The sequence below is a fragment of the Rhodococcus sp. NPDC058521 genome, from assembly GCF_042719695.1.
Classification (GTDB): domain Bacteria; phylum Actinomycetota; class Actinomycetes; order Mycobacteriales; family Mycobacteriaceae; genus Rhodococcus_F.
This window is the reverse complement of sequence record NZ_JBHXNL010000008.1, coordinates 149558-173474: the sequence shown is the minus strand read 5'-3', so window position 1 is coordinate 173474 and position 23917 is coordinate 149558. Positions and strand designations below refer to the sequence as shown.

Genomic DNA, 23917 nt, shown 5'->3' with positions numbered 1-23917 from the left:
ATACATCGAGCATCGAGCGAGCCCGGTCACTGGTCGGTTTGAAGGGTTACGTCACCAACCTCCCTGCCTCCTTGATGAACCCGGGCGAGGTGATCGGCAAGTATCACGACCTCTGGCACGTCGAGCAGTCGTTCCGCATGTCGAAAACCGACCTGAGAGCGCGGCCGATGTTTCATAACACCCGCGAGGCGATCGACGCGCACCTGACCATCGTGTTCACCGCACTCGCCGTCGCCCGCTACCTGCAGGCCGAGACCGGGGCATCGATCGGGCGCATCGTGAAGACCCTGCGCCCGCTGCAGGAAATCAGGCTGACCATCGCCGGCCACCCGCACACCGCCACCGACCCGATCACAGCCGATGCCACGGCCATCCTCACCGCCCTGGATCTATCTCCCCGCTGACCGGGGTACTAAATCTGTGCAAGTCAGGACCGATGTCGCGGGTGTAGCTTGCGGGGAAGTCCGTCGACCGTGCGGCCCAGATCGTCTCGGTATCGCCGCAAAAGCATGTAACGCCATGACGCTATGTGAGCGCTCATGTCCACGCATTGTCAGCCCGTCTATGCAAGCGGAATGATCGCCTCGCGAATCTTCGCTAGCGGCGGGAGTGCAAGACCGGATTTGGTGGAGTGAAGTCCAATATTCGTCCACGCCGTAACCAAACGAAGTTCGGTGACGCTCGGCAGCGGACGGATCACGAACAAATACTCGCGACGGTAGCTACCCGGGATTTGGTTGAATGCTTCCGTGCTCCTGTGTGGTAGCGGCTGAGGTACAGATTCGTCCAGGGTTCGCAGCACCAAACGTTCCCCCTGCACCCTTGTCGGATGAGGCCTCCCGTTGGCGGGGTCGATCTCCGCCGGACTTGTGAACTCCAATTTCATAGCATCGGATTCGGCACCCCATGCGACTGCGACGATCGACAAATCCAGTCCAGTTGAGAAGGCCACGATCGATCGCAATGCTACGACGACGTTCGTTGCTCTGGCCAGAATCACCGGGCCATGCACGATCGCGCCCAGCTCCGATGAATCGGGCGGCATGAGCCGCTGATGCCAAACCATCCCATCAGACTGTCATATCATCTGCTAGGGAAAGCGTTCCCCCTGCGCAGCAGTGATATTCGCTGCCTGCTCGGCCGCACCGGTGTTGTATCCGCGCTCCGCTTCCACCGCTGAGGCGGCAGCAAGCTCCGGTGAAATGTTCGCGAACGCCTGCGGGGCCACCTCTGCGATGGCTTCGTTGTTGGTTTCGATCGCTTCGGCGGATTCCGCGAAGGACTCGGGACTGTAGTCGGCGTTGACCACGTGGTTGACCGGATTGTCCGCCAGCGTCTCTCCCCAAGTACGGTCGGCAATCTCTTCGCTGCTCAGGTGCGGGTTGCCCGCGAGATGAGTCCAGACCGTCTTGACTGCGTCCGAATTCTCCTGCTCCATGATGTGGTAGCGCCCTGCCGCCAGATCCAGGGTCTCCGCAATCGAGTTCCCGGCCTGCACCAGATTGCGCACACCCCACGACCACCGCTCCGCGAACTCCTCGAGGCTGGTCTGCACATCCTGCTTGCCTGCCTCGAGCGGTGAGAGCGCCAGCAGCGAGAACCCGCGACCGGCCGCAGCGGTCTCACCGATCCCGAGTTCGGCCAGTGAATCGATGACGGCGGTAATCCCCTGGGCAGCATGGATCAACACCTGAGGGTCGACCCCGAGTTCCTCACTCATCAGGCGACATCCTCCGCGGCAGGCGGAAACGCCATCGGTGCTGCTCCACAAGGATCCACAACCACACCGGTGGGTGCCTGCAAGGTGGGAATCAGATCGTCGACGATCCGCCGGCCGAGCACAGCGTGGTACTTACGAACCTCGCTTCCCTCGCCGCGCGCAACCAGATACCGGGCGTACTCGTACTCGCTGGTGAACGCACACACCCAGTCGATACCTACTACCGCACTGGTCGGTATCCGTTCGTCATCGGTCAACGGAACGAGCACCACCGCATCGCGGAACGCACTTGTGAGCGCGGCAGAATGCCCAAACCCCTGATAAAACGCATCGATCTCCGCCAGCAATGCGTCGCAGCCGTGAGTTTCGTCGTCCATCACACCCCCTGATCTCGCTGCCGAAGTTTACCCACGTCAGGTGACGCCTCAACGCAGTGTCACCGATGTGCACACGAGCCCATCCGTGACACAAAACCGGAACACGTTCTAGTCTGATCGCATGAGCACCGACGATCTGGAAAAGCTGTTCACCCGCCAACGTGACGCGTTCGTCGCCGACGGACCCCCGGATGCGGCGACGCGGCGGGACCGGATCGCGCGACTCGCGGCGATGCTGCTGGACGGTCGTGAGGAACTGTGCGAGGCGCTCAGTCTCGACTACGGCACCCGCCCGGCCTCGTTCTCCCTGGTCGCGGACGTGATCAGTGGGCTGAACGAGATGGCCTACATGCGGAAGAACCTCGAGAAGTGGATGCGCCCCGATCGCCCGCAGCCGCTGGCGAAGCTCTTCGGCGTCACCATGGAGACGCATTCGGTGCCGCTCGGCGTTGTCGGAATCATCGGCCCCTGGAACTTCCCGCTGCAGCTTGTCGCCCAGCCGGCCGCCGCCGCTCTCGCGGCAGGCAACCGGGTGATGCTGCGGCCGTCGTCCGCAACACCTCGGATGACGCAGGTGTTGGCCGACCTTGCCTCGCAGTACTTCTCCGACGACGAACTGGTGGTCGTCACCAAGGATGTGGCCTCCGGTGCGGAGTTCGCCGCGCTGCCGTTCGACCATTTGTTCTTCACCGGGTCCACCGAGACCGGCAAGCAGATCCAGCGCGCGGCCGCCGACAATCTCACCCCCGTCACACTCGAGTTGGGGGGCAAGAACCCGGCGATCGTGGCCCGCACCGCCGATCTCGCCACGTCGGCAAAGAGGATCGGCGCGGCCCGCATGGTCAACAGCGGGCAAGCCTGCCTGTGCCCGGATCTGGTGTTCGTGCCCGAGGAGTCGGTCGAGCAGTTCGTCGATGCGCTGTTGGGGAGCTGGCGCGACCGCTACCCGCAGATCACCGGCAACGACCAGTACATTTCGATCATCGACGACAAGGCGTACCGCCGCATCCTCGCGCTGCTCGACGACGCCACCGCCAAGGGCGCCACCGTCCGCACCGCCGCGCCAGCGGGTGAGGATCTCCCGGATGCGTCGTCCCGCAAGATCGCCCCGACCGTCGTCACCGGCATCACCGACGACATGGACCTGGCCGACGAGGAAATCTTCGGCCCCGTCCTGGCCGTGCACGCCTACCGCGACATCACCGAGGTTATCGACTACCTCGCGCAGCGCCCGAGCCCGCTGAGCAGCTACTGGTACGGCGACGACGACCACGAGTTTCGCCGCTTCTTCGACCGCACCCGGTCGGGCAGCGTGAACCGCAACGACTTCGGCCTGGTCAACGCGATGCATCACCTGCCGTTCGGCGGCGTCGGGCAGTCCGGGATGGGTTCTTACCACGGCAAGCACGGCTTCGACACGTTCTCGCACCACCGCCCAGTTGCCTCGCATGGGTTCCGGTTCTCGCTGGCGTCAACCATCGCAACCCCGCACTCGTCGGGGATGACCAAGGGTGTGACCAAGTACGCGGAGCAGCAGCGCCGGGCGATCGCGAAGAAGTTGGGGCGGCGGTAGTCGTGTGAGACTCGGCCCTGTGGCGTGCGAGCAGAAGCGCGTGAAGTCGCGCAGGGCCCCACGTCCATAGGTAGTGTTCGCACACGTGAACGACAATCTTCGCCGACTGTTGTCGGACCAGCGTGAGTTTGTCCGGGCCCGCGATTGGGAACAGTTTCACACGCCGAAGAACCTTGCTATGGCTCTCGGCGGCGAGGTTGGGGAGCTGGCCTGTGCTATCGGACATTTGCTGCCAGGTTCACCGAACTCGGCGGGCGACAAGGCACGGTCTGACGTGGTCGACGAGTTCGGTGATGTCGTGCTGTATCTCCTGCGCCTGTACGACGTGACGGGTATCGATCCGCAGTTGAGGTTCGGCGTGGCTGCCGAGGTTCCGCCCAGCTCGTTCCGGCCACCGTCGACACCTGCGGAACAGCTCACGGTGGCACGGGCCGTCTTCGATCTCACGGGGACTGCAGGCCGGTTACTCGAGGCTTTCCAATGGGAAGCGAACTCGGCCGTCACCACGTCCCAGTCGGAGCCAGTTCAGGGTCTGACACGGATTCTTCACCTCACCGCTGAGAGTCTGTGCACGCTGGGTGAACTCCTGGGCGTGAACGTCGTTGATGCGGCAGCAGCGAAGAACACGAAGAATGGGAGCAAGTATCCGGTTGAGCTCAGTCGCGGTTCGATCAGGAAGTACACGGAGCTGGATTCCGGTACGCAATGACTGAGTAGCCCTCCGATTGCTTCCGGTCTCGACGATCAGATTGCGGTGCAACGCCGATCCCGCCACGGTCCGAAGATCTGTCCGCATCCTCCGCTAACCTGACCTGGCGGCCCGACGGACTTCCGCTGTGATTCACAGCCACGGATATGCCCCCACCCGCACGACTGTATTCGTGCTGCCCTGGGGACTTCGTGACTTTGCTTCGCACGTCGGCGAACCACATCGCCGGCATCGCTCATCCCGATTCGTTGGCTGAACAACTGTTGGAGAAGATGCTGTTCAGCACCGGGCGGCGTGCCAGCCCCGCTGAGCAGAAGTCGTGGAGTCGAAGCCTGCCGGTATTTGCCCGTGATCTCGCAGATGCAGGACTCGGCGACATCGAGATGCTGGTCGAGTATCACATGCCGCTCACCTCTCAGCGTGCCGATGTGGTCCTCGCCGGGACTCACCCCGACACTGGTGCCCCGTCGTATGTGGTGGTCGAACTCAAGCAGTGGTCGTCGGCGTACCGGTTCGAGAACAATGCTGACCTGGTCGAAGTTCCGGGTATGCCGGGCGGGCCGAAGCTGCATCCGGTGGCACAGGTCAAGGGGTACTGCGATTACCTGGCCGACTTCGCCAAAGCGATTGCCGATCAACCGGATGCCCTGGCCGGAATGGCATACCTGCACAACGCAACCGATCCGGCCATGGTTGCAGATCTGCGCGCCTTCCCCACCGGGGTCACCGGCAGATTGTTCACCGCCGCTGACCGCTCCGACATGATCGCGTTCTTGCGTACGCGACTCGCTACCGGCTCCACGAGCCACGCGGCCGGCGATACCTTGATGCGATCGGCGGTGGCACCGTCTCAACAACTTCTCAAAGTGGCAGCGGCCGAGGTGCGAGAGCGTCCGCAGTTCCACCTGCTCGGCAATCAGCAGCTGGCAGTCGACTTGGTCCTGCATGCGGTCGAGCAAGCCCGCTCTTCGGACAGCAAGCGCGTCATCATCGTGACCGGCGGACCGGGGAGCGGTAAGAGCGTCATCGCGTTGTCGTTGGTCGGCGAGCTTGCTCGCCGCGGCCGCACCGTGCTGCACGCAACGGGTTCTCGATCGTTCACCATGACCCTTCGCAAAGTTGCCGGGCGCAGGGCTCCGCGGGTGCAGAAGATGTTCAAGTACTTCAACCAGTTCATGACCGCCGAACGCAACGGCCTCGACGTGCTCATTCTCGACGAGGCTCACCGCATCCGCGAGACGTCCGTGGACCGATACACCAAGGCCGAACTGCGCACGGACCGTCCTCAGATCGACGAGCTGATTGCGGCGGCCCGTGTCCCGGTTTTCTTGCTCGACGAGCACCAGGTGGTGCGGCCGGGCGAAATGGGCTCGCTCGAGCAGGTTCAGAAGCACGCAGCATCATTGGGCCTCGAGGCGCAGCATGTGCATCTCGATGAGCAGTTCCGCTGCGGGGGCAGCGAGGAGTACCTGTTGTGGGTCAAGCGACTCCTCGGTCTCGTCGAGGGTGGGCCGTACGAGTGGAAGGGTGATCCGCAGTTCCAAGTGCGGGTGGCCGAGACTCCGCAGGAGGTCGAGCATCTCCTGTCGCAGCAGATCGACCGCGGCTACTCGGCCCGGATCACCGCCGGCTATTGCTGGCCGTGGAGTAACGCCCGCGACGACGGAAGTCTCGTCCCTGATGTCGCGATCGGCGATTGGGCTCGGCCGTGGAACAGCAAGAGTGACAGACGTATCGGCGACGCTCCCCCTGCCCCGCTGTGGGCGACCGAGGACGGTGGTTTCGATCAGGTCGGTTGCGTGTACACCGCGCAGGGCTTCGAATACGACTGGAACGGGGTCATCATCGGCCCTGACCTCGTGTGGCGTGATGGCCGATTCACCACGATTCGGGATGCGAACCGTGATCCCGACTTCAAGAACCGCACGAAGATCCCCGATCCGCGATTCGACAAGCTCGTCCGCAATGTCTACAAGGTGCTGCTCACCCGCGGCATGGTCGGAACCGTCATCTATTCAACCGACGAACAAACGAGGAAAGCGCTTCGTGCCTTGATCGACGAACCCCGCTGACACCTCAGCGGCACTGGACCGAACACAAGAACGAGCACGGCCCGACAGGCTTCCGCCACAGGACACGCCTCCACCCGGTGCGATACCGGATAGGCGCATGGGCGTTGACAAGTTGGATTGTGAAGATCAGTGGGAAGACACCGCAGCATTGGGATTTTGCGCGCGATGATCAGTTCTGGGATGTGCGAGACGCGGGTTCGTTCAGGAGAATCGAGCCCGGCGACGACATCTTCTTCTGGTTAACGGGCAAGCGAATCTTCCTGTCCTGGGTACGCGCAACCTCCTCCTTGTATGCAATCGGTGACAACGCCCGTCGCGCGCACTGGGTCGACGTCGACACCGGCGGGTACACGCACCGATTCGAATTCGAGCTTGTCAGCGAAGACGTCGCACACCCTGCTGCGTGGAATGAACTGCAGGCGGCCGCAGGCCGGAAGTATTCGCCACAGGCACCGGCCAACCCGGTCAACGAGCCCAAGGCACAGCAGTTTCTGCGAACCCGGTTCGGTCACCACGGCGACATCGCGTTCCCGAATATCCCCGTCACGTACAAACTCGGTGACGACATGCGCGAACGCGCCCGACGCCAGATCACCGTCCGGCGAGGGCAGTCACGCTTCCGCGCCGATTTGATGGACGCCTACGCCGGTACCTGCGCGGTCACCGGATCCACCGTCACGTCGGTCCTCGAAGCGGCGCATATCGACCGCTACTTCGGCGACCACACGAATCACGTGGCCAACGGACTGCTACTTCGCTCCGATATTCACACCTTGTTCGACCTCGGAGTACTGACCGTCTCGAGTTCGCTGACCATTCAACTCGCGCCGTGGCTCCAGGACAGCGAATACGGTGACTACCACGATCAGCCTCTGCGACTTCCTTCAGAACCCCACAAGCGACCAGCAAGCGATGCGCTCGAACGTCACCGCCACAACTGCCAGTGGCTTTGATGGCGTACCTCTCTCCGGTCAATTCGGCCGAAGACTTCACCAAGCCCGGCGCGCAGCGCGTTCTTGCCGCCGGGCCCTGTTTTCGCCGCGTACGATCGCATGTTCAGTATTACTACTTAACCAATCTATGGATCGCCGGCGGCCAACTGACGGAGCCTGCGTTCCCGATGTCGCTGCCGACCACAGGAGGGGTACCCGATGTCGCTCGTCGCATGGTTGGACACATCTGCGGACGAAGAACGCAGGATGCGCGAGCTGATCAAGCTGCTCAGCGACTCGGACACACTCGACGATCTCGGCATCGGTCAGATTCGGGATGCGTTCGGGGACTTGTTGTTCCCGGGGGTCTCGACGATTCAGACTCGGGCGCGGTACCACTTGTTCGTGCCGTGGACCTACTTGCGCGCCGCGCGTCGGCATGCGGGCGCGCAGCTGGCATCGCGTGCCGCTTACGAGGAGCGTCAGTTGGTGAACGTGCTGAGCGCCGAGGGTGCCACCGACGGGCTGATCGGTCGCCGCGCCGGGGTCCGGGTGAAGGTGCTGCCGTCGAGCATCTACTGGACGGGGTTGAAAACCTACGCCATTCTGCGTGCCGACGTTCGCCCGTCGGGGCTCCAGCAGACTCGGCACTTCCGTCGTCACGAGGACGGACCCGATGACGCCGGCACCAGTGATTGGTCACCGAGTCTTCCGCCGCCTCCCGACGGCTACTCGAAGACGGTGCCAGGAGGGTTCGACCTGACTGCAGAGGAATCGGCTTGGCTACGCGAGCAGATGGCCACCGCGACACCACACCCACAGTTGACGCACTCAATGTTGTCGCATTTGCTCCGCCGGGACACTGCTCCGGAAGACACCTGGTCGACGCCGTGGGATGTCGACGATCTCGATTCGGCTCCGGCGGAGCTCCGTGACCTTGTCCACCACGCTGAGATGTTCTCACTGGTGATCCAGGGTGCACGCCTGCTCTACAACCTACTGTTGGCGGAGCGTTACGAGGAGTTGGGATTCACGTCGCTCGATGACCCGGCCGAGCGCTACCGCGAGGTGTTCGGCGAGTGGGCGGCGCGCTGCGAGGCCCGCCGCGACGAGGTGACCTCGTGGCATTTGAACGACGTGTGGCCACTGGTCGCTCTGAAGGCGCCCCGCATATCTCCCGCCACGCGACTGTTCGTCGAAGGTTGGGTTGACGCAGTGCGTTCGCAGGACTGCCACACCCTCGCAGCCGACTCTGCGGTACGTCGGCTGGTGGCGGACCGCGAGTTCCAGAACAAGCGCGCACAGTCTCGTCTGCGTAACGACAAACTCCTCGCCGCGTGGCGAGGAGCCTCCGGGACGACACCGTTGGTGTATCGGTGGTTCCAGGCGCATCGCATCGTCACCGATATCTTCGAAGGGCTTGGCCGTGCTGACGCCTGACAACCGTGCGACTTTCCTCGAACAGCTGCGACCGGGCGCGGGTCGGCGACTCGACCATCTGTTAGGCACGACTTTCACCGTCGATCTCGAATCCGCGCTGCTGCCACCGCTTGCCTTCGCCGAATATGGTGACCACCGCGACCCGCTCGCGATGCTTGCGTCGGTGCACTCGAGTATCGCGAGCATCGATCTGTTCCACCAGTGCGGTCATGCGAAGGTGCCTTCGACGCCGTCGGCGCTGACGGAATTTCTCGCGCCGTCATTACACGCGGTCAACCCGCCTCGGGGCGGGCTGTTCCACCCGAAGCTCTGGCTGGCTCGGTATGTCAACGATGACGAGGAACCGACGTACCGGCTGCTGGTCCAGAGCCGCAACCTCACGCCCGACGCCTCCTGGGATCTCGTCGGCTGCTTCGACGGATGGCACGATACCCGCCGCGACAAGACCAACACGCCCCTGTTCGACCTCCTGCACTACCTCGCCGCTGACGGCACTACCGTCACCCCACTCGACGCCGGTCGCGGCGCACGCATCCGTGCGCTTGCCGACGCGATTCGCTATGTGCAGTGGGAACTCCCGGAGGACGCAAAGTCTCTCGACTTCCACGTCCTCGGACTGCCTGGTCGTCGGACGAAGCTCGATTTCACCGGCACCCGCCAGCTCGTCGTCTCCCCATTCCTCACTGACGACGGTCTCGATCATGTGTGTTCGGAGGGCAACAGGCGCCTCACGGTTGTAAGTCGTCCAGAGGCACTCGATCAGCTCGACCCCGAATGGGCGAAGTTCATCGATCAGTCGTTCGTCCTCGATCCGGCCGCCGGGATTCCCGCCCCGGATAACACCGGTTCGGTCCTGTCGGGCCTACATGCCAAGGCCTATGTGGTCGAGCATGGGAATCAGACACGCCTGTTCCTGGGTTCCGCGAACGCTACGGGGCCGGCCTTCACGAACAATGTCGAGGTTCTGGTCGAGATGTCGGTACGCAAAGCAGCGTTCGGGATCGAAACCCTGCTCGGAGAGGAGGGGATGGCGCCGATCCTGCTCCCCTACGACGCCGAGGGCGGCGCTGCGCCGGACCCGGACGACGATGCGAAGCGGGTATTGGCGAATGTCCTGCGATCCCTGGCCGCCATCCCGATCACTGCCACGGTGTTGCCCGGCACCGACCGCTTCGCCCTGCGCCTGAGCACCGACGTTCCGCTCCGTGTACCCGAGGGATTCGTCCTCGCGGTCGGTCTGACGACCCGGCCGGGTAACGATGCTCGAATCGACACCGGAACCAACCTCGACCACTGCGTTCAGGAGTTAATTCTGGTGGAGATCACCCCATTCGTGACGCTGACGGTCACATCACCCGAGGGCCTCGTCGCTTCCACGGTGGTTGTCGCTACCCTCGTCGGCGATCCACCGGAGCGCCTCGATGAAGTGATTGCCGCGCAGCTGAAGTCCCCCGAGGACTTCCTGAAGCTGATCGCGCTGCTGCTTTCAGTGCAGTGCATCCAAGGCGCGGCGGGAGCTTCGTGGCTGAGCGCAGCATCGGCCGGCGCTGCGGAGAGCACCGGATCCGGGGTTCTCGAGTTGCTGTTGCAGGCGCTGGCACGCGGGGATGGAGATCTGGAGTCGATCGGACGCATCGTCGACCGCCTCGACGGCCGAGATGTACTTCCCGACGGTTTCGGCGAACTGTGGCGCGCGGTCGACGATGCCTCGAAAATCTCGAGGGAAGGAGGCGTCCGATGAGCACAGGATTCGACGCGGACACGATCATCGCGGGCCTGCGCCCGTTTCAACGGCACACCGTCGAGCACGTCGTCGACCGGTTCTATGGTCCGGACGGGTGCCGTCGCTTCCTCGTTGCCGACGAGACCGGGCTTGGCAAGAGCATGGTTGCCCGCGGTGTCATTGCCCGCGCTATCGAGTACCTCGAGCAGGAACCCGGAGTCGAGCGGATCGATGTGCTGTATGTGTGCTCGAACGTCGACCTTGCCCGCCAGAATCTGCGGCGTCTGAATGTCACCGGCAGCGCCGATGTCCCGATGCCGGGTCGCCTCGGCCTGCTCGCGGTGCACAGCGGAAACCTGAAGCACGACACCGACAACGACCGCAAACCGGTCAACCTGGTGTCTTTGACTCCGGGTACGTCGTTCGAGAAGGGGCACCAGACCGGTCGGCGAGAGGAGCGGGCATTGCTGTTCTGGCTCCTGGACCGTCATCTCAGGATGTCTGGACGACAGCGGACCACGGCATTGAACCTCCTCCGCGGCCAGGTCGAGGCGACTCGTTTTCCAGACGATGTCGCCGATTTCATCGCCGCCAACGCCGACCGCCTGGACCTCGAGATCGAGAAGCGGTTCGTCGCAGCGATCCGAACCCCTGCCGACGGCACTACTTTGCTCGACGAGTTCACCGACCTGCTCCCGGGCCGAATCCCCGGGGTCAAACGATCGATGCCCGACCCCGCCGTGGTCCGCGATCTCATCGGCCGACTCCGCACTGCGCTTGCACATGCCGGAGTCGAGGCGCTCGAACCGGATTTGATCATCCTCGACGAGTTCCAGCGATTCACCGACCTGCTCGACGTGAATACCGAGGCCGGTGAACTCGCGGAGCAGCTCTTCGGATACCCGGATGCCCGGGTTCTGCTGCTGTCCGCGACTCCGTACAAGCCGCTGACACTGGCCGGGGAAACCGAGCCCGGCAAGTCCCATCAGGACCAGTTCATGAGCACGGTGGATTTCCTCGCGAAGGGTGCCCGCGCCGGGCTCGCGGCCGAGGTGACCGAGCAGCTCGAGCTGTTCCGGTCCGCAATCATCGGCCGTACCGACGCCCGTCCCGCTGTCGACGCGTTGGAGAAGCGCCTGCTGGACGTGATGTGCCGCACCGAACGCCCGACCACCGAGGCCCGGAACATGGTCGACGAACGCCCAGTTCTTGTGGACGGCATCACCCCCGCAGACCTGCTCGACTACGTTGCGCTCGAGCAACTCTCGAACCTCACTGACGCACAGCTCAATGTCGATTACTGGAAGTCGGTGCCCTACTTCGCCAATTTCATGGATACCTACCAGCTGGGCCGCAAGCTCGCCGACGCACTGGCAAGCGCTGAACACGGCGCCGCCGCTCGTACAGCTGCCGGCAAGCTGAGTCGTATCGCACCGGACGCGGTCCGTCGTTTCGAGCCGTTGTCTCCGGGGAACGCTCGGTTCCGGCAACTCGCCGAGGACACAGCGACGTGGGAAAATCTGCTCTGGGTGCCGCCGAGTCTGCCGTATCTGAAGCCGGGCGGGGCGTTCGCCGACCGGGCGGTCGAAGCGATGACGAAAAAGCTCGTCTTTTCGGCGTGGTCGTCGACGCCGCCGGCGGTTGCGTCACTGCTCAGCTACGGAGCGGATCGTCGGATCGCCACTTCTGCTGTGGAGTCCGCGAACGGCTCCCTGGGCCTCGGGCAGATCGGTGAACGCCTGTTCGGCGACGACGCCTCCCCTGTCGTTCCACCACGCCTCACCTTCCGTGTTCGCGACGGTCATGCCGAACGGATGACGACGCTGGCATTGTTCTGGCCGATGCCGGATCTCGCTGATCGCGCCGATCCACTCAGGTTGGCTCGCGTCGCGCAGTCCGCTGGGGCGTCCGACGATGCCGAGGCCGGAGTCGCCGCGCAGCTTCGTGAGAGTTTGCGGGGAGTCACGACCAGTAAGGCCAGCGAGCAACGGCGAGAGTATTGGGCCTGGCCTCTGGCGAACGAACCCGGTCTGACCGCACTGGTCGACTCCGTGGGGTGGCCGGAAATCGGCAGTGCCCTGCTTGGTCACGATCCGTCGTTGGGCGAGGAGAACGACAGCCAGCTCGACCCGTACTTCCGTGAGGTTCGTGCTTTGACGACTGAACCGGCAGTTCCGGAGCAGGTCCCCGAGGATCTCGCGGAGGTCTCAGCACAATTGGGCATGCATTCACCGGCGAATTGTGCGTGGCGCACCCTCGGTCGGTTGGGTCTGCCATCCACGGCGACTGTCTCCGGACGTTGGCTTGCGTCCACCGTTCTGGCATCCGGGCTGCGCAGCACCTTCAACCGCTGGCAGTCGATCTTGCTGCTCGACCGCGAATATCCGCAGTTGCCACACTGGCAGAGGGTGCTGAAGTACTGCGCCGACGGCAACCTGCAGTCGGTACTCGACGAGTACCTTTTCCATTTGGCGACGGATCTCGGATTGCAGTCGGTGGACGACGCTGCACTGCTCGATCTCGCCAGGACGGCTGCGGCGGCGTTGGCGCTGCGTCCTGCGCGGTATCAGGCGACCGATCCGCTCGGGGCGGATCCGGTGATCCGGTTCCCCGCGCGATTTGCCATGCAGTACGGGTCCAAGTCCGCCGACGACTCCTTTCGGCCAGCCGAGATCCGGCAGGCGTTCAACAGTCCGTTCTGGCCGTTCGTATTGGTGTCCACAAGCGCCGGACAGGAGGGCATCGATTTTCATCCGTGGTGCCACAATGTTGCTCATTGGAATACTCCGAGCAATCCGGTCGACTTCGAGCAGCGCGATGGGCGGGTCAACCGGTTCCGTGGGCATGCCGTACGTCGCAACCTCGTGGAGGCTCACCGAGCCGAGGTGCTGAGTTCTTCGGAGTCCAGTCCGTGGAGCGCGGCCTATACGATCCCGAAGCCAGACCTCGACGGCCTGGTCCCGGACTGGATCTATCCGGGACCGCACAAGGTGATTCGCGACGTGATGCCATATCGGCTGAGCCGTGACATGAGCCGATTGGAGCGGATCAAGTCCGATGTCGCGCGGTACCGCCTTGCCTTCGGGCAACCACGACAAGAGGACTTGATGTCACTGCTCGAGGCTGACGGTGTCGATGACGAGAGCGCAGCGAACCTCCGGCTGGACTTGCGGCCGCCGCGTTAGTGTTCGTGACCACGCGTTCCAGGTCGTGTCACCGTGTGTGGAATCCAGCCCGGTTGATAGTGTCCGATTCAGCAATACGCGACCGCCGTCGGCCGCGGAGAACACGTGAGCAGGGGACGGTGACGTGGCACAAGGCAGTGATCGGTGGGTCGAGGTCTCGAAGTCGGCGTTCGCGCATGAGACCGAGGGCCTGAACCTGCTCCGCGATGTTGTTCCGGATGCCTCGCCGTATCGGGCGTGGACGAACTTCGAGTTCATGGACAACCACGGTCTGTGGCACGAGGTGGATGCGCTGGTTCTGGGTCGGCGTCGTCTGCATCTGATCGAACTCAAACACTTTATGGGCCGGCTCAGCGGGACGGAGACCAACTGGGTACGCACCATGCCGAGCGGGAAGACCCGCACCCAACGCTCCCCGCTGCTGCTGACGCGCCGGAAGGCGCAGCGGTTGGCCTCGCGCATCGAGGAGGAAGCCCGCAAGGTCGCGATCGAGCACGGGCTGAATCCGGAGAAGGTGCGCCGCGCGTTGCCGTTCGTGCAGGAATCGGTGTTTCTGCATGCCAACGATTTCACGGTGGACATGCCGGACCTGGCGAAGTCGGGGTTGTTCGGTATCGACGGCCACGAGGACTTCTCGCACCTTCCCGGCATTTCCTCCCGCGTTCTCGAGCCACCCACCGACGGCCGCCGCACCACCGAGGATCTGTCCGTCATCATCGCGTTGGCGCTGAAGAACTTGGGCATCGCCCGCCGCACCGAGCGCGAGGCGGGGTCGTGGACGATCTCCGGTGCCCCGCTGTCCTCGGGTGAGGATTGGCAGGAGTGGCCGGCCAAGCACAAGGGCACCGACGAGCAGGCCCGTGCCCGGATCGTGTCGTTCCGTCCGGGCACACCCACGCATGCCCGGGCCGCGGCGCACCGGAAGATGCAGCGTGAGTACACGCTGTTGTCGTCGTTGCGGCACGAGTCGATCGTGGTGCCACGGGATTTGGTGCAGGACGACGACGGCAACACGGTACTGGTGTATCCGGAGACCACGGGCTATGAGCCGTTGGATTTGGCGTTGGCGACGCGCACGTTGACCTCGGAGCAACAGTTGACGGTGCTGACGCGGGTGGCGGAGGCGCTGGCGTATGCGCACCGCAACCATGTTGCGCATCGCGGTCTGGGCCCGAGCACCGTCCTGATCGACACCGATCGTCTCGACGCCGGTGAAGTGAATGTGCGGTTGGTGGACTGGTCGTGGGCGGGCCGCATTCATGAGGGCGGCACCCGGTCGTCGACGATGCTCGGCACCGCGCTCACGGCGACGGGCGGGGCTGCTGCCGACGAGGTGTATCAGGCTCCGGAGGATCGGTGGGCGCCGGATTCGGACCGTATCGCCTTGGACGTGTTCTCCCTCGGCGCGCTGGCGTACTTCCTGCTCTCGGGTGGGCAGCATCCGGCGCGGGATCGGGCTGCGTTGTTGGAGCGGTTGCGCCGCGATCAGGGCTTGGATTTGGCGGCGTCGACGGGGCGGTTTGTCGACGAGAAGCTGCGGGAGTTGGTGCTGCGGTCGACGAATCCGTCGGTGTCCAAGCGGGTGCAGGCGGATCCGAAGTCGGGGCGGCCGGGGTCCGGTGCGCAGCAGTTCGCGGTGGAGCTGTCGGAGTATCGGCACGCTCAGCAACCGGCAACCTCTGTCCCTGAGGTGGATCCGCTCAGTCCGCCGACGGGCGCCCTGTTGGGTGAGCGGTTCGAGGTGTTGCAGTCGCTCGGGTCGGGGTCGACGGCCCGCGGCATTTTGGTGGCCGATCAGGAGGACGATGGTCGCCGACGTGTCCTCAAGGTCGGCCTGGACGACACGGCGACTGCGCGTCTGCACGACGAGGCGGAGGTGCTGACAACTCTGGCGCAGCAACAACCGCCGGTGCCCGGTGTTGTGGAGTTGGTCGAGGGGCCGCTGCAGTTGGCGCACCGGACTGCGCTCTTGTTGAGCAATTGCGGTGAGCAGACTTTGGCCGACGTGATTCGGTACACCCCGCTCGGGGAGTCGCAGCTCAAGTCGTGGGGGTTGGGCCTGCTGGATGCGCTGGTGGCGTTGGACGCGGCGGGCATCACGCATCGGGACATCAAACCGTCCAACCTGGGCCTGTCGCGACCGGAGGGCAAACGCACTGCGAAGGCGCGGCTGGCGTTGTTCGATTTCTCGCTTTCGCGTGCCCCGGTCGAGCAGTTGGATGCGGGCACTCCCCCGTATCGGGACCCGTTTTTGGGGACGGGTGTACGCACCACTTACGACTCGGCAGCCGAACGGTATTCGGCGGCGGTGGTGCTGTACGAGATGGCGACGGCCTCCACCCCGGTGTATGGGGATGGGGTGTCCGATCCGCGGGTGCTGACTGAGGATGTGTCGGTGTCGCCGGAGGATTTCGGTGGGCACTCGCGCACCCGCGCGGAGGCGTTGACGACGTTCTTTGCCAGGGCCTTGGCCCGCAGTGTGCGCGACCGCTTCGATACCGCGGCCGCGATGCGCGCGGCGTGGGTGGCGGTGTTCGCGGCGAAGGCGGTCGATCCGGCGCCGGTGCCCGCCGTGGCACCCACCCCGGTTCCTGTCGTCGAGCCCGCCGCCACCTACACCTCGCTGCAAGCGCTGACGACCGAGTTCGCGCGGGCCGCCGCGACGAAGCCGTCGGCGATCCGCCGACAGGTGGTGGAGCTGCTGCTCGGCAGCCATGACGCGGCGCCGGAGGATCCGTTCGTCACCTACCAGGTGCTTGCGCCGCTGGCCGCGGTTACGCCCGGACGGATCGCGCAGATCTTCAGTGAGCTGCGCGAGCTGTGGGGCAAGAATCCCCGGCTGTCGACCACCGTGGATTCGCTGTATCGGCGCGCGCTCACACTGCTCGAATCGACCGGTGGGGCAAGCACTCCGGAGCTGCTTGCCCGCGAGTTGGCGGCTGCTCTGGACACCGACGGGCTGCGTGATCCGCAGCGCACCGCTCTGGGTGTGCTGCGTCTGATTCTCGCCACCGCCCCACCTGCCCGAGAACAGGAGCCTGGCACCAACGTCCCCGACGCAGATACCGAGGACTCCGGCCTGCAGTTGGTGCGCCGCCAGTCCACCGGCACCGTCGCGATGATCGCAACCGCCGCGGTCTCTCGCCGGTTGCCGGCCGCCCTGGCGCGGGAGGCGGACGCCCTGGTCGCTGCCTCCGCCGCGCAGGGCCTGGCATTGATCGCCCCGACGGATGCGGACCGGCCGCTGCGGATCGCGGCGGCCGCGGTGCTCGATGTGGCACCGGATCAGGTGGAGATCCCCGGGTATGCGCTGCTGCGGATCGCGGCCGCGTCATCCGGCGAGGTGACGCTGTCGGCCCGCGACGAGCTGCATGCTCGCACCTTACCGATCCGCGACGTGTTGATGCTGCTGTTGCAGGGCCTGTCAACCACGGATGGGTTCGCTCGCGCGGAGTTGGAATCGCGTGTCGCGGCCCGATTCCCGGCGCTGACGAAGACGCTGCCCCGACGTCCGGAACTCGACGCGCTGGTCGCTGCGGTGGTGCCGGGAATGGCGTGGAGCGAGGAGCACGGCCGCTACCAGTTCGAGGATGCGCCGCACGCGGGTTCGCATGTGCCGACGCGGCACACCCTCTCCGGGTCGCCAGCCGGTGTCGGTGGGTCGGGTAGTGAGGTGGAATTGTTGTTGGCGGCGAGTGCTCGCGAGCGCACGTTCCGGGCTCTCGGCGTGCCGATGGGTGCGTCCGATCAGGTGGCGGATGCTCTGGTGACGCAGTACGGGGCGGTGCGGGTGGACGTCACCGATGTGCTGCTCGCTGAATTGCGTTCCAAGGCCGAGCAGGCCGGTATCCCGTGGGATGCGATCCTTGCCGCCGATTCGGGCGCCGCCGCCGACCGTGAAGGGTTGAAGGGGTTTGTCGCCCAATCTGTCCCGGCCGTCGTCGATGCGGTGAATTCGGCCGGTGGGCCGGTGGTGCTGACGGATCTGTCGACGCTCGCCGCGTACGGGCAGCTCGGTGCGTTGCAGGCGTGGGTGGATGTAACGAATCCGCCTCCGCACGCGGTATGGGCGTTGATCCCTCAGCCGGAGGAGTCGGGTGGCCGGCCTGGTGCCCGCGTCGACGGCACCGCACTTCCGCGCACCAGTCCCGAGCAGTTCGTGCAGGTGGACCGGTTCGGGCTGCAGGCGTTGTTGAGCCGCGACGATCAACCGAAGAATGACGAGTCGATGAAGGAGCATGTCTGATGGCGTTGGCCACGATCAATGGAGCCGCGCTCAAGGATGCGCTCAAGCCGCAACTATTACTGCTGGTCGACGACATGCGGTCGCGGTTGACCTCCGACGCGGACGAGTTGGAGCGTTGGCGTTCGATGCACAGGACTGCGGTCGCGGAGAAGCGGACCGCGGTGTCGTGGACGGACTGGTCGGAGGACCAGCTCACGCAGGCCGCCGTTGGCTGGCTACTGACGTCGGTGTTCGTGCGGTTCTGCGAGGACAACCTGCTACTCGGTGACAACGCCGTCTGGATCGCGCACCCCGACCCGATGCTGCGCCAGCGCGCCGTCGACGCCGAGCAAGCGTTCTACCGCAGTGATTCGAACAGCTCGTACCGCGAGTGGCTCGAGCAGGGATTCGACGCGCTGCGTGGGTTCCCGGCGACGCAGTCGTTGGTGGATGAGCATGCGGCGCTGAACATCATCGCGCCCAGTTCGGATGCGGTGCACCAGGTGCTGTCGTTTTGGCGCCAGGTCGATGACAGCGGAGAGCTGGTGTGGACGTTCCGCGATCCCGAGCTGTCGACGAGGTTCCTGGGTGACCTGTATCAGGACCTCTCGGACTTCGCGAAGAAGAAGTACGCCCTACTACAGACGCCCGAGTTCGTCGAGGAGTTCATCCTCGACCAGACCCTCGAGCCTGCATTGAAGGACCGGCCACTGGAGGGGTTCAAGGTTATCGACCCTACGTGCGGGTCCGGCCACTTCCTCCTTGGAGCCTTTGCGCGGTTGGTGGATCGGTGGCATCGCGAGGCGCCCGGGGTGGATCTGCGGACGCGGGTCGACAACGCCCTGTCGTCCGTCTATGGCGTGGACTTGAACCCGTTCGCGGTGGCAATCGCGAAGTTCCGGTTGATCGTGGCGGCGTTGCAGGCGTGTGGGGAATCGACATTGGTGAATGCACCGAAGTTCACCTTGAATCTGGCGAACGGCGATTCTCTGCTGCATGGGGCCGAACAAGGTGGAGCGGATGCGTTCGACTACGGCGACTTGAGTTTCGACAAGGACGCTGTGGTGTCCGGGTTCGCATACTCGACCGAAGACGTGGCATTGCTGCGGCGGATTCTGGCGCCGGGGCAGTACGACGTGGTGGTGGGAAATCCGCCATACATCGTCGTGAAGGACAAGGCGCTCAATGCGCGGTACCGGGAGATCTACCACTACTGCAAGGGCAAATACGCGCTCACAGTGCCGTTCATGGAGAAGTTCTTCGATCTGGCAAAGCCCGGTGACCGCGCCGGATGGGTTGGGCAGATCACCTCGAACTCCTTCATGAAACGCGAGTTCGGCACTCCGATCATCGAAGACTTCCTTGCCTCGAGAGACCTCCGGCTCGTCGCCGACACGTCCGGCGCATACATCCCCGGCCACGGGACACCGACATTGATTCTCGTGGGACGCAACAACGGCGTGGTTCACGACAACGTCCACGCGGTCCTCGGAATCCAGGGGGAGCCTGGTGCGCCCGATGACCCTGCCACGGGCAAGGTCTGGACGTCGATCGTCGAGCACGTCGACCAGGCCGGCTACGAAGATCAGTGGGTGTCGATCGTCGACCTACCCCGCGATAGTTTGCGGCAGCACCCGTGGAGTTTGTCAGGTGGTGGTGCGGTAGAACTGGTGACGGCCATCGAGTCTAGCGCTGCCAACCAACTCGGTGACATCGCGAAGCGAATCGGCGTCTTTGGCATGACCAACTGTGATCCCGCCATGATCATCGACGAGGAGACCTGCACACGCAAGGGTCTGGAGCAGGCTGGGCTACGTCGCCTCGTCCTCGGTGACGAGATTCGTGACTACTCGGTCGCAGCCGGCAACTCGGCGTGGTTTCCGTACAAGGGCCTCAACCAACTTCAGTCGCTAGTCGACTTCCCCAACGCCCACAGATACCTCTGGCCCAACCGAACCGAACTCGGCAACCGCGCGACCTTCAACAAGGTGCCCTACTTCGTCGAGGGTCGGCCTTGGTATGAGTGGCACCAGGTACCCAAGGGGGACGATCCCGGAACGTCTACCATCACCTTCGCCTTCGTCGCGACGCACAACCACTTCGTGCTCGACCGCGGCGGAAAGGTGTTCAAGCAGTCGGCGCCGGTGGTCAAGTTGCCGGAGGGGGCCACCGAGGGCGACCATCTGCGGCTGCTGGGCACCCTCAACAGCTCAACCGCCTGCTTCTGGCTCAAGCAAAACAGCCACGGCAAGGGTGTTGGTGGGGTCAACCAGGAGTCTCGGACCGAACAATGGGATGAGTTCTTCGAGTTCACCGGGACCACGCTCAAGGACTTCCCGCTGGCGAAGACAGCACCGCTCGACCGCACCCGTCTCGTCGACGAGCTGTCCCAGCAACTCGCAGCCCAGGAACCCGCAGCCGCGATCGAGGCGAACGGTGCCAGCGTGTCTGACCTCGACTCCGCGCGGGCCGAGCATGCGCGTCTCCGGCGCCTGATGATCGCCGAGCAAGACGAGTTGGACTGGGAGGTGTACCGCAACTACGGGCTCGTCGAGGAGGAGCTGGTCCTGCCTGTCGGCACGGCCCCCGAGATCGCATTAGGCGAGCGGGCCTTCGAGATTGCACTTGCGCGGAGAATCGCGTCCGGGGAAGCACAAACAGCGTGGTTCCGCCGACACGATGGCAAACTCACCACTGACGTTCCCGCACACTGGCCGGCCTCGTATAGGGAACTGGTGGAGAAGCGGCTGCAGGTAATCGAGTCGAATCCGTTCATTCGGTTGCTCGAGAGGCCGGAGTACAAGCGGCGGTGGGCCGGCGACTCGTGGGATGTGAAACTGCAGCGGGCACTGAAGGACTGGCTGCTCGACCGGCTCGAAGATCGGTCCCTGTGGTTCACTGCGCAGGGGACGCCGCAGATGCAGTCCGTCGCCGAACTGGCCGGGCACGTCGAGAAGGACCCCGAGTTCATCACCGCGCTCGACTTGTGGGCGGGCAAGAAGGATGCACCCGTCACCGAAACACTGGTGAGCCTCCTCTCCGATCAGGCAGTGCCGTATCTGGCGGCGATGCGATACAAGGAGTCCGGCCTACGCAAGCGCGCCGAATGGGAGCGCGTGTGGGACCTACAACGCGACGAGGATGCGGGTCTGGTGAAGGCCACCGACATACCGGTACCGCCGAAGTACACGAGCGCCGACTTCGTGAAGTCGTCATATTGGTCCCATCGCGGCAAGCTGGATGTGCCGAAGGAACGCTTCATCTCCTACCCCGGCGCCGGCCGAGCCACCGATCCAACACCACTGTTGGGGTGGGCCGGCTGGGATCACGCACAGCAGGGTCTCGCGTTGGCGACGATCTACGCCTACCGCGAGTCCGAGGGTGTCGATCTCGCCGAGTTGGTGCCGGTGGTTGCCGGCATCGCCGAGGTGCTTCCGTGGGTCAAGCAGTGGCACTCCGGTGTCGACCCCACCTTCGGTATCGACCTCGCCGAATACCTGTCGGGCCAGCTAAACGAGAAATCCGCAACAGTAGGCGTCCCTGTCCCCGACCTCGCTAACTGGCGTCCCCCCAAGCCCACGCGCGGCCGCAAGGTGAACACGCGGTGAGACCGGCTACTTCGACGGGAAACAGGACCGCCGCAAAACCTACGCGGTGAAGGCCAGCTCGAACAGGTACCTACACCGCACACGGACATGCGAACCCAACCGCGCCGCGTTCACGCGCCCATGAATCGATCGTGGCGTACCACGGAGTCATCATGATATGTCGGCAGTCAATGGCGCCCAGAAAAGCAGAGAAGAGAGCTTCCGCTCCGACGCCAGTCACACCGTGTAGCGAGAGCACTCGTGAAAGTGCTCGAAAGAAGTCGTGATCGCCGACTAGTCTCGCTGTCGGGTAAGGCAACAAGGACGCTTGACCGTCGATCTTCAGTGCTAGTTCTTCGACCGTCACCGTCGAATTCGATCGTGAAATCGCTAAGGCAGCAATCTCCCTCACGGAAGGTTCTAGTGACGACACCTTCCCAAACGGGAAATTCTCTAACCTGAGCCCATACGAATCTCGTTCGTTCACAATCCTCAGCGGCGCAATGCTGGCGGCCAGTGCGAGGGACAGAGTGACAATAGTTGACGCAACCACCGATCCCCCTCCCCTTCTCTCCGAGTGACGAACATGGACTTCGACGACACGCTCTATCACGCTTGGCGCCACCAGGATAGTGTCCATGAACAGGTCGTGATGCGTTGATGTAGCAACGGACGGCGGCAAACACCGGGCGTCGTCAATAAGGTCATCGTAATCTGCATCTACCATAAAAAGGACATCACCAACACCTCGAGTCTGCGCACTGCGCGCGGCACTTATCACACCCGACTTACCACCGATCCCCTTCAGCAAGATTAACGCTTCAGTCAAGTGTCGCTTCATCGCCAGCAGGTCGTCATCACCCTCGACGACCAATATCGGCGTCATCTTCTCGCTTCGAATCATGGCGATCGTGTTAAAGAGTGTTACCGAGTTCAATGCCTCCCTCATGCGAATTCCGCCGTTTCAGGACCCAGTCGAACCGCCCTATTCCACGAATCGTTGATAATTTGAGGTGAGTGAGTAGCGACAACAAACCGAAATCCAGAAAGATCTGCTATTCGCTGAACATCGGGGATAAATGCCAGCTGCCAAACCACGTGAAGCGAGATCTCGGGTTCGTCAATCATGACCAACGACCCTTTCTGGACATTGAACAAGAGGTCGAACATGAGGATGATTTCGTGCTGCTCTCCAGACGAGAGGGAATCTAGTTCAATCGCACGTTCTTGAAGAACATCGACCACTGTGAGCCCCTCATCAGCGGTAACTTGCAGTCGCTTGTTGAGAAGGCGAGAGTTGACAATATCTTCAAACAGTTCAATCTTCTGCAGAAGTACCTCAAACGGAGCCAGCTTCTTGTTTGCGTCATCCAGGTATAGACTAAGCAGATGCAGTTCCCAATCGTGAAGCTCGCGATCCGGAAGTGAGAGCGCATCTTCCAATGCAACGGAAGCTACACGACCCAATCGGCTCCGGAATTCGTCCTGCTCAATGTAACGCCGACGAATATCTGAGTCGACAAGATCGCCACTTGATGCCCGACCGAGAACCCTATTAGGAAATGTTCGATCAAGTTGTTGAGTAATCCGAGAATGCTCGGTTTGCGCATCATTGACAAGCTTGCGCATCTTCATCGCATGTTCCGCAATCTTGGACGATTTTCGATTCGGAGAATTACCGAAGCCATAACGCACGCGTCGGCGCGCTACCGACGAGTATTCATCACTTTCGATACGCAATCTCTGCGTTTCGATCAGGTAGGTCAAAGCCGCTTCTTTATACTTCTCAAACTCCTTTGGCATCGGAGTTTCATTCGACGATTTGCCACGGAAACGCCTGACTAGCTCAGACAACGGGACGAGCTCACCGTCGGTACGGTCCTCCCACATTTCTCCATCAAATGGACGCCAACTGGTATTTTCTACAAGCCATGATTCGTTGTCGTCTCCTTTGAATATCCAACTCACCCTTCTCTTCTTCTTCGGCATCCCTAACTCGAAACTTACGTGGGGCTTACCCAGAGCCCGAGTGCCACCGTCACCGCGCACCGGTTTTGCGACAATACTGTACCCGTCCGAATATTCGAGTGTTGCGGTCGAGAATGGCAACTTTGAAAGCGTTCGAACATCCAGTCGTGACAACGCATGAATGATCTCCAGAAATTTTGTCTTACCTACCCCATTAGGGCCATAGATGATGACAAAATCATCATCAGCGCCGAACGCAAGCTGGTGATCGTAGGTTCCCAGGACATTCGTGATCTGCGCGCTCACGAGACGCATTGATTCTCTTGCCACGGGACCACTATGGCATCAGACAGGGCGACAAGCTGCACGACGCTCCGGTAGGCGTTGCGGTGCATGAGGTTGGTGA

14 protein-coding genes and 1 pseudogene are annotated in these 23917 nt (G+C 63.2%); 10 read left to right on the top strand and 5 right to left on the bottom strand.

Going from position 1 to position 23917, the window contains the following annotated elements:
* Positions 1 to 404 (top strand): annotated as a pseudogene (locus ACFWO3_RS14835) (IS1634 family transposase); the annotation flags it as partial.
* 158 nt (positions 405 to 562) lie between these two features.
* Here the strand turns inward: ACFWO3_RS14835 and ACFWO3_RS14830 are convergent.
* From ACFWO3_RS14830 to ACFWO3_RS14820, 3 genes are read right to left on the bottom strand one after another with little or no spacing between them, the layout of a single operon-like run.
* On the bottom strand, positions 563 to 1066 hold the full coding sequence (locus ACFWO3_RS14830) for a hypothetical protein (RefSeq protein WP_378578798.1): 504 nt from the start codon (positions 1064 to 1066) through the stop codon (positions 563 to 565).
* Positions 1067 to 1090: 24 nt separating this feature from the next.
* On the bottom strand, positions 1091 to 1720 hold the full coding sequence (locus ACFWO3_RS14825) for a hypothetical protein (RefSeq protein WP_378578794.1): 630 nt from the start codon (positions 1718 to 1720) through the stop codon (positions 1091 to 1093).
* Complete coding sequence (locus tag ACFWO3_RS14820) at positions 1720 to 2097, bottom strand: hypothetical protein (protein WP_378578790.1); 378 nt, start codon at positions 2095 to 2097, stop codon at positions 1720 to 1722. The genes ACFWO3_RS14825 and ACFWO3_RS14820 overlap by 1 nt, the downstream gene beginning before the upstream one ends.
* Positions 2098 to 2218: 121 nt before the next feature.
* On the opposite strand from ACFWO3_RS14820, the gene ACFWO3_RS14815 reads away from it, so the two are divergent.
* The 9 genes from ACFWO3_RS14815 (at position 2219) to pglX (ending at position 21564) form a co-directional block, all read left to right on the top strand.
* Complete coding sequence (locus tag ACFWO3_RS14815; RefSeq protein ID WP_378578786.1) at positions 2219 to 3670, top strand: aldehyde dehydrogenase family protein; 1452 nt, start codon at positions 2219 to 2221, stop codon at positions 3668 to 3670.
* Positions 3671 to 3755: 85 nt separating this feature from the next.
* Complete coding sequence (locus tag ACFWO3_RS14810) at positions 3756 to 4379, top strand: nucleotide pyrophosphohydrolase (protein ID WP_378578782.1); 624 nt, start codon at positions 3756 to 3758, stop codon at positions 4377 to 4379.
* Positions 4380 to 4570: 191 nt separating this feature from the next.
* On the top strand, positions 4571 to 6451 hold the full coding sequence (locus ACFWO3_RS14805; protein ID WP_378578779.1) for a DNA/RNA helicase domain-containing protein: 1881 nt from the start codon (positions 4571 to 4573) through the stop codon (positions 6449 to 6451).
* A 104-nt stretch (positions 6452 to 6555) separates the two neighbouring features.
* Positions 6556 to 7404 (top strand): HNH endonuclease, encoded by an 849-nt coding sequence (locus tag ACFWO3_RS14800; protein ID WP_378578776.1) that lies wholly within the window; start codon positions 6556 to 6558, stop codon positions 7402 to 7404.
* Positions 7405 to 7602: 198 nt separating this feature from the next.
* A complete protein-coding gene (locus ACFWO3_RS14795; RefSeq protein WP_378578774.1) occupies positions 7603 to 8823 on the top strand; it encodes a DUF6361 family protein in 1221 nt (406 codons plus the stop codon).
* Positions 8810 to 10564, top strand: a complete 1755-nt coding sequence (locus tag ACFWO3_RS14790) for a phospholipase D family protein (protein WP_378578772.1) — start codon at positions 8810 to 8812, stop codon at positions 10562 to 10564. Before ACFWO3_RS14795 ends, ACFWO3_RS14790 begins: the two co-directional genes overlap by 14 nt.
* Complete coding sequence (locus ACFWO3_RS14785) at positions 10561 to 13731, top strand: helicase-related protein (RefSeq protein WP_378578762.1); 3171 nt, start codon at positions 10561 to 10563, stop codon at positions 13729 to 13731. Before ACFWO3_RS14790 ends, ACFWO3_RS14785 begins: the two co-directional genes overlap by 4 nt.
* 124 nt (positions 13732 to 13855) lie before the next feature.
* A complete protein-coding gene (locus tag ACFWO3_RS14780) occupies positions 13856 to 17977 on the top strand; it encodes an NERD domain-containing protein (protein ID WP_378578760.1) in 4122 nt (1373 codons plus the stop codon).
* Entirely contained in the window at positions 17977 to 21564 is a 3588-nt protein-coding gene (gene pglX / locus ACFWO3_RS14775; RefSeq protein ID WP_378578758.1) for a BREX-2 system adenine-specific DNA-methyltransferase PglX, read from the top strand. The genes ACFWO3_RS14780 and pglX overlap by 1 nt, the downstream gene beginning before the upstream one ends.
* 70 nt (positions 21565 to 21634) lie before the next feature.
* On the opposite strand, the gene ACFWO3_RS14770 is transcribed toward pglX, so the two are convergent.
* Together ACFWO3_RS14770 and ACFWO3_RS14765 are read right to left on the bottom strand one after the other, a co-directional pair.
* Positions 21635 to 22492, bottom strand: coding sequence for a hypothetical protein (locus ACFWO3_RS14770; protein WP_378578756.1), 858 nt, complete (start codon positions 22490 to 22492; stop codon positions 21635 to 21637).
* The gene (locus tag ACFWO3_RS14765) at positions 22489 to 23841 is read right to left on the bottom strand and encodes an AAA family ATPase (protein WP_378578754.1); all 1353 of its coding nucleotides are present in this window, start codon (positions 23839 to 23841) and stop codon (positions 22489 to 22491) included. Before ACFWO3_RS14765 ends, ACFWO3_RS14770 begins: the two co-directional genes overlap by 4 nt.
* Between the last annotated feature and the right edge of the window lie 76 nt (positions 23842 to 23917).

What these genes read in the sequence shown, in the direction of transcription:
- ACFWO3_RS14830 (WP_378578798.1), bottom strand. Translation starts at nt 1,066, where the DNA reads ATGGTTTGGCATCAGCGGCTCATGCCGCCCGATTCATCGGAGCTGGGC.
- ACFWO3_RS14820 (WP_378578790.1), bottom strand. Translation starts at nt 2,097, where the DNA reads ATGGACGACGAAACTCACGGCTGCGACGCATTGCTGGCGGAGATCGAT.
- ACFWO3_RS14815 (WP_378578786.1), top strand. Translation starts at nt 2,219, where the DNA reads ATGAGCACCGACGATCTGGAAAAGCTGTTCACCCGCCAACGTGACGCG.
- ACFWO3_RS14825 (WP_378578794.1), bottom strand. Translation starts at nt 1,720, where the DNA reads ATGAGTGAGGAACTCGGGGTCGACCCTCAGGTGTTGATCCATGCTGCC.
- ACFWO3_RS14795 (WP_378578774.1), top strand. Translation starts at nt 7,603, where the DNA reads ATGTCGCTCGTCGCATGGTTGGACACATCTGCGGACGAAGAACGCAGG.
- pglX (WP_378578758.1), top strand. Translation starts at nt 17,977, where the DNA reads ATGGCGTTGGCCACGATCAATGGAGCCGCGCTCAAGGATGCGCTCAAG.
- ACFWO3_RS14785 (WP_378578762.1), top strand. Translation starts at nt 10,561, where the DNA reads ATGAGCACAGGATTCGACGCGGACACGATCATCGCGGGCCTGCGCCCG.
- ACFWO3_RS14770 (WP_378578756.1), bottom strand. Translation starts at nt 22,492, where the DNA reads ATGAGGGAGGCATTGAACTCGGTAACACTCTTTAACACGATCGCCATG.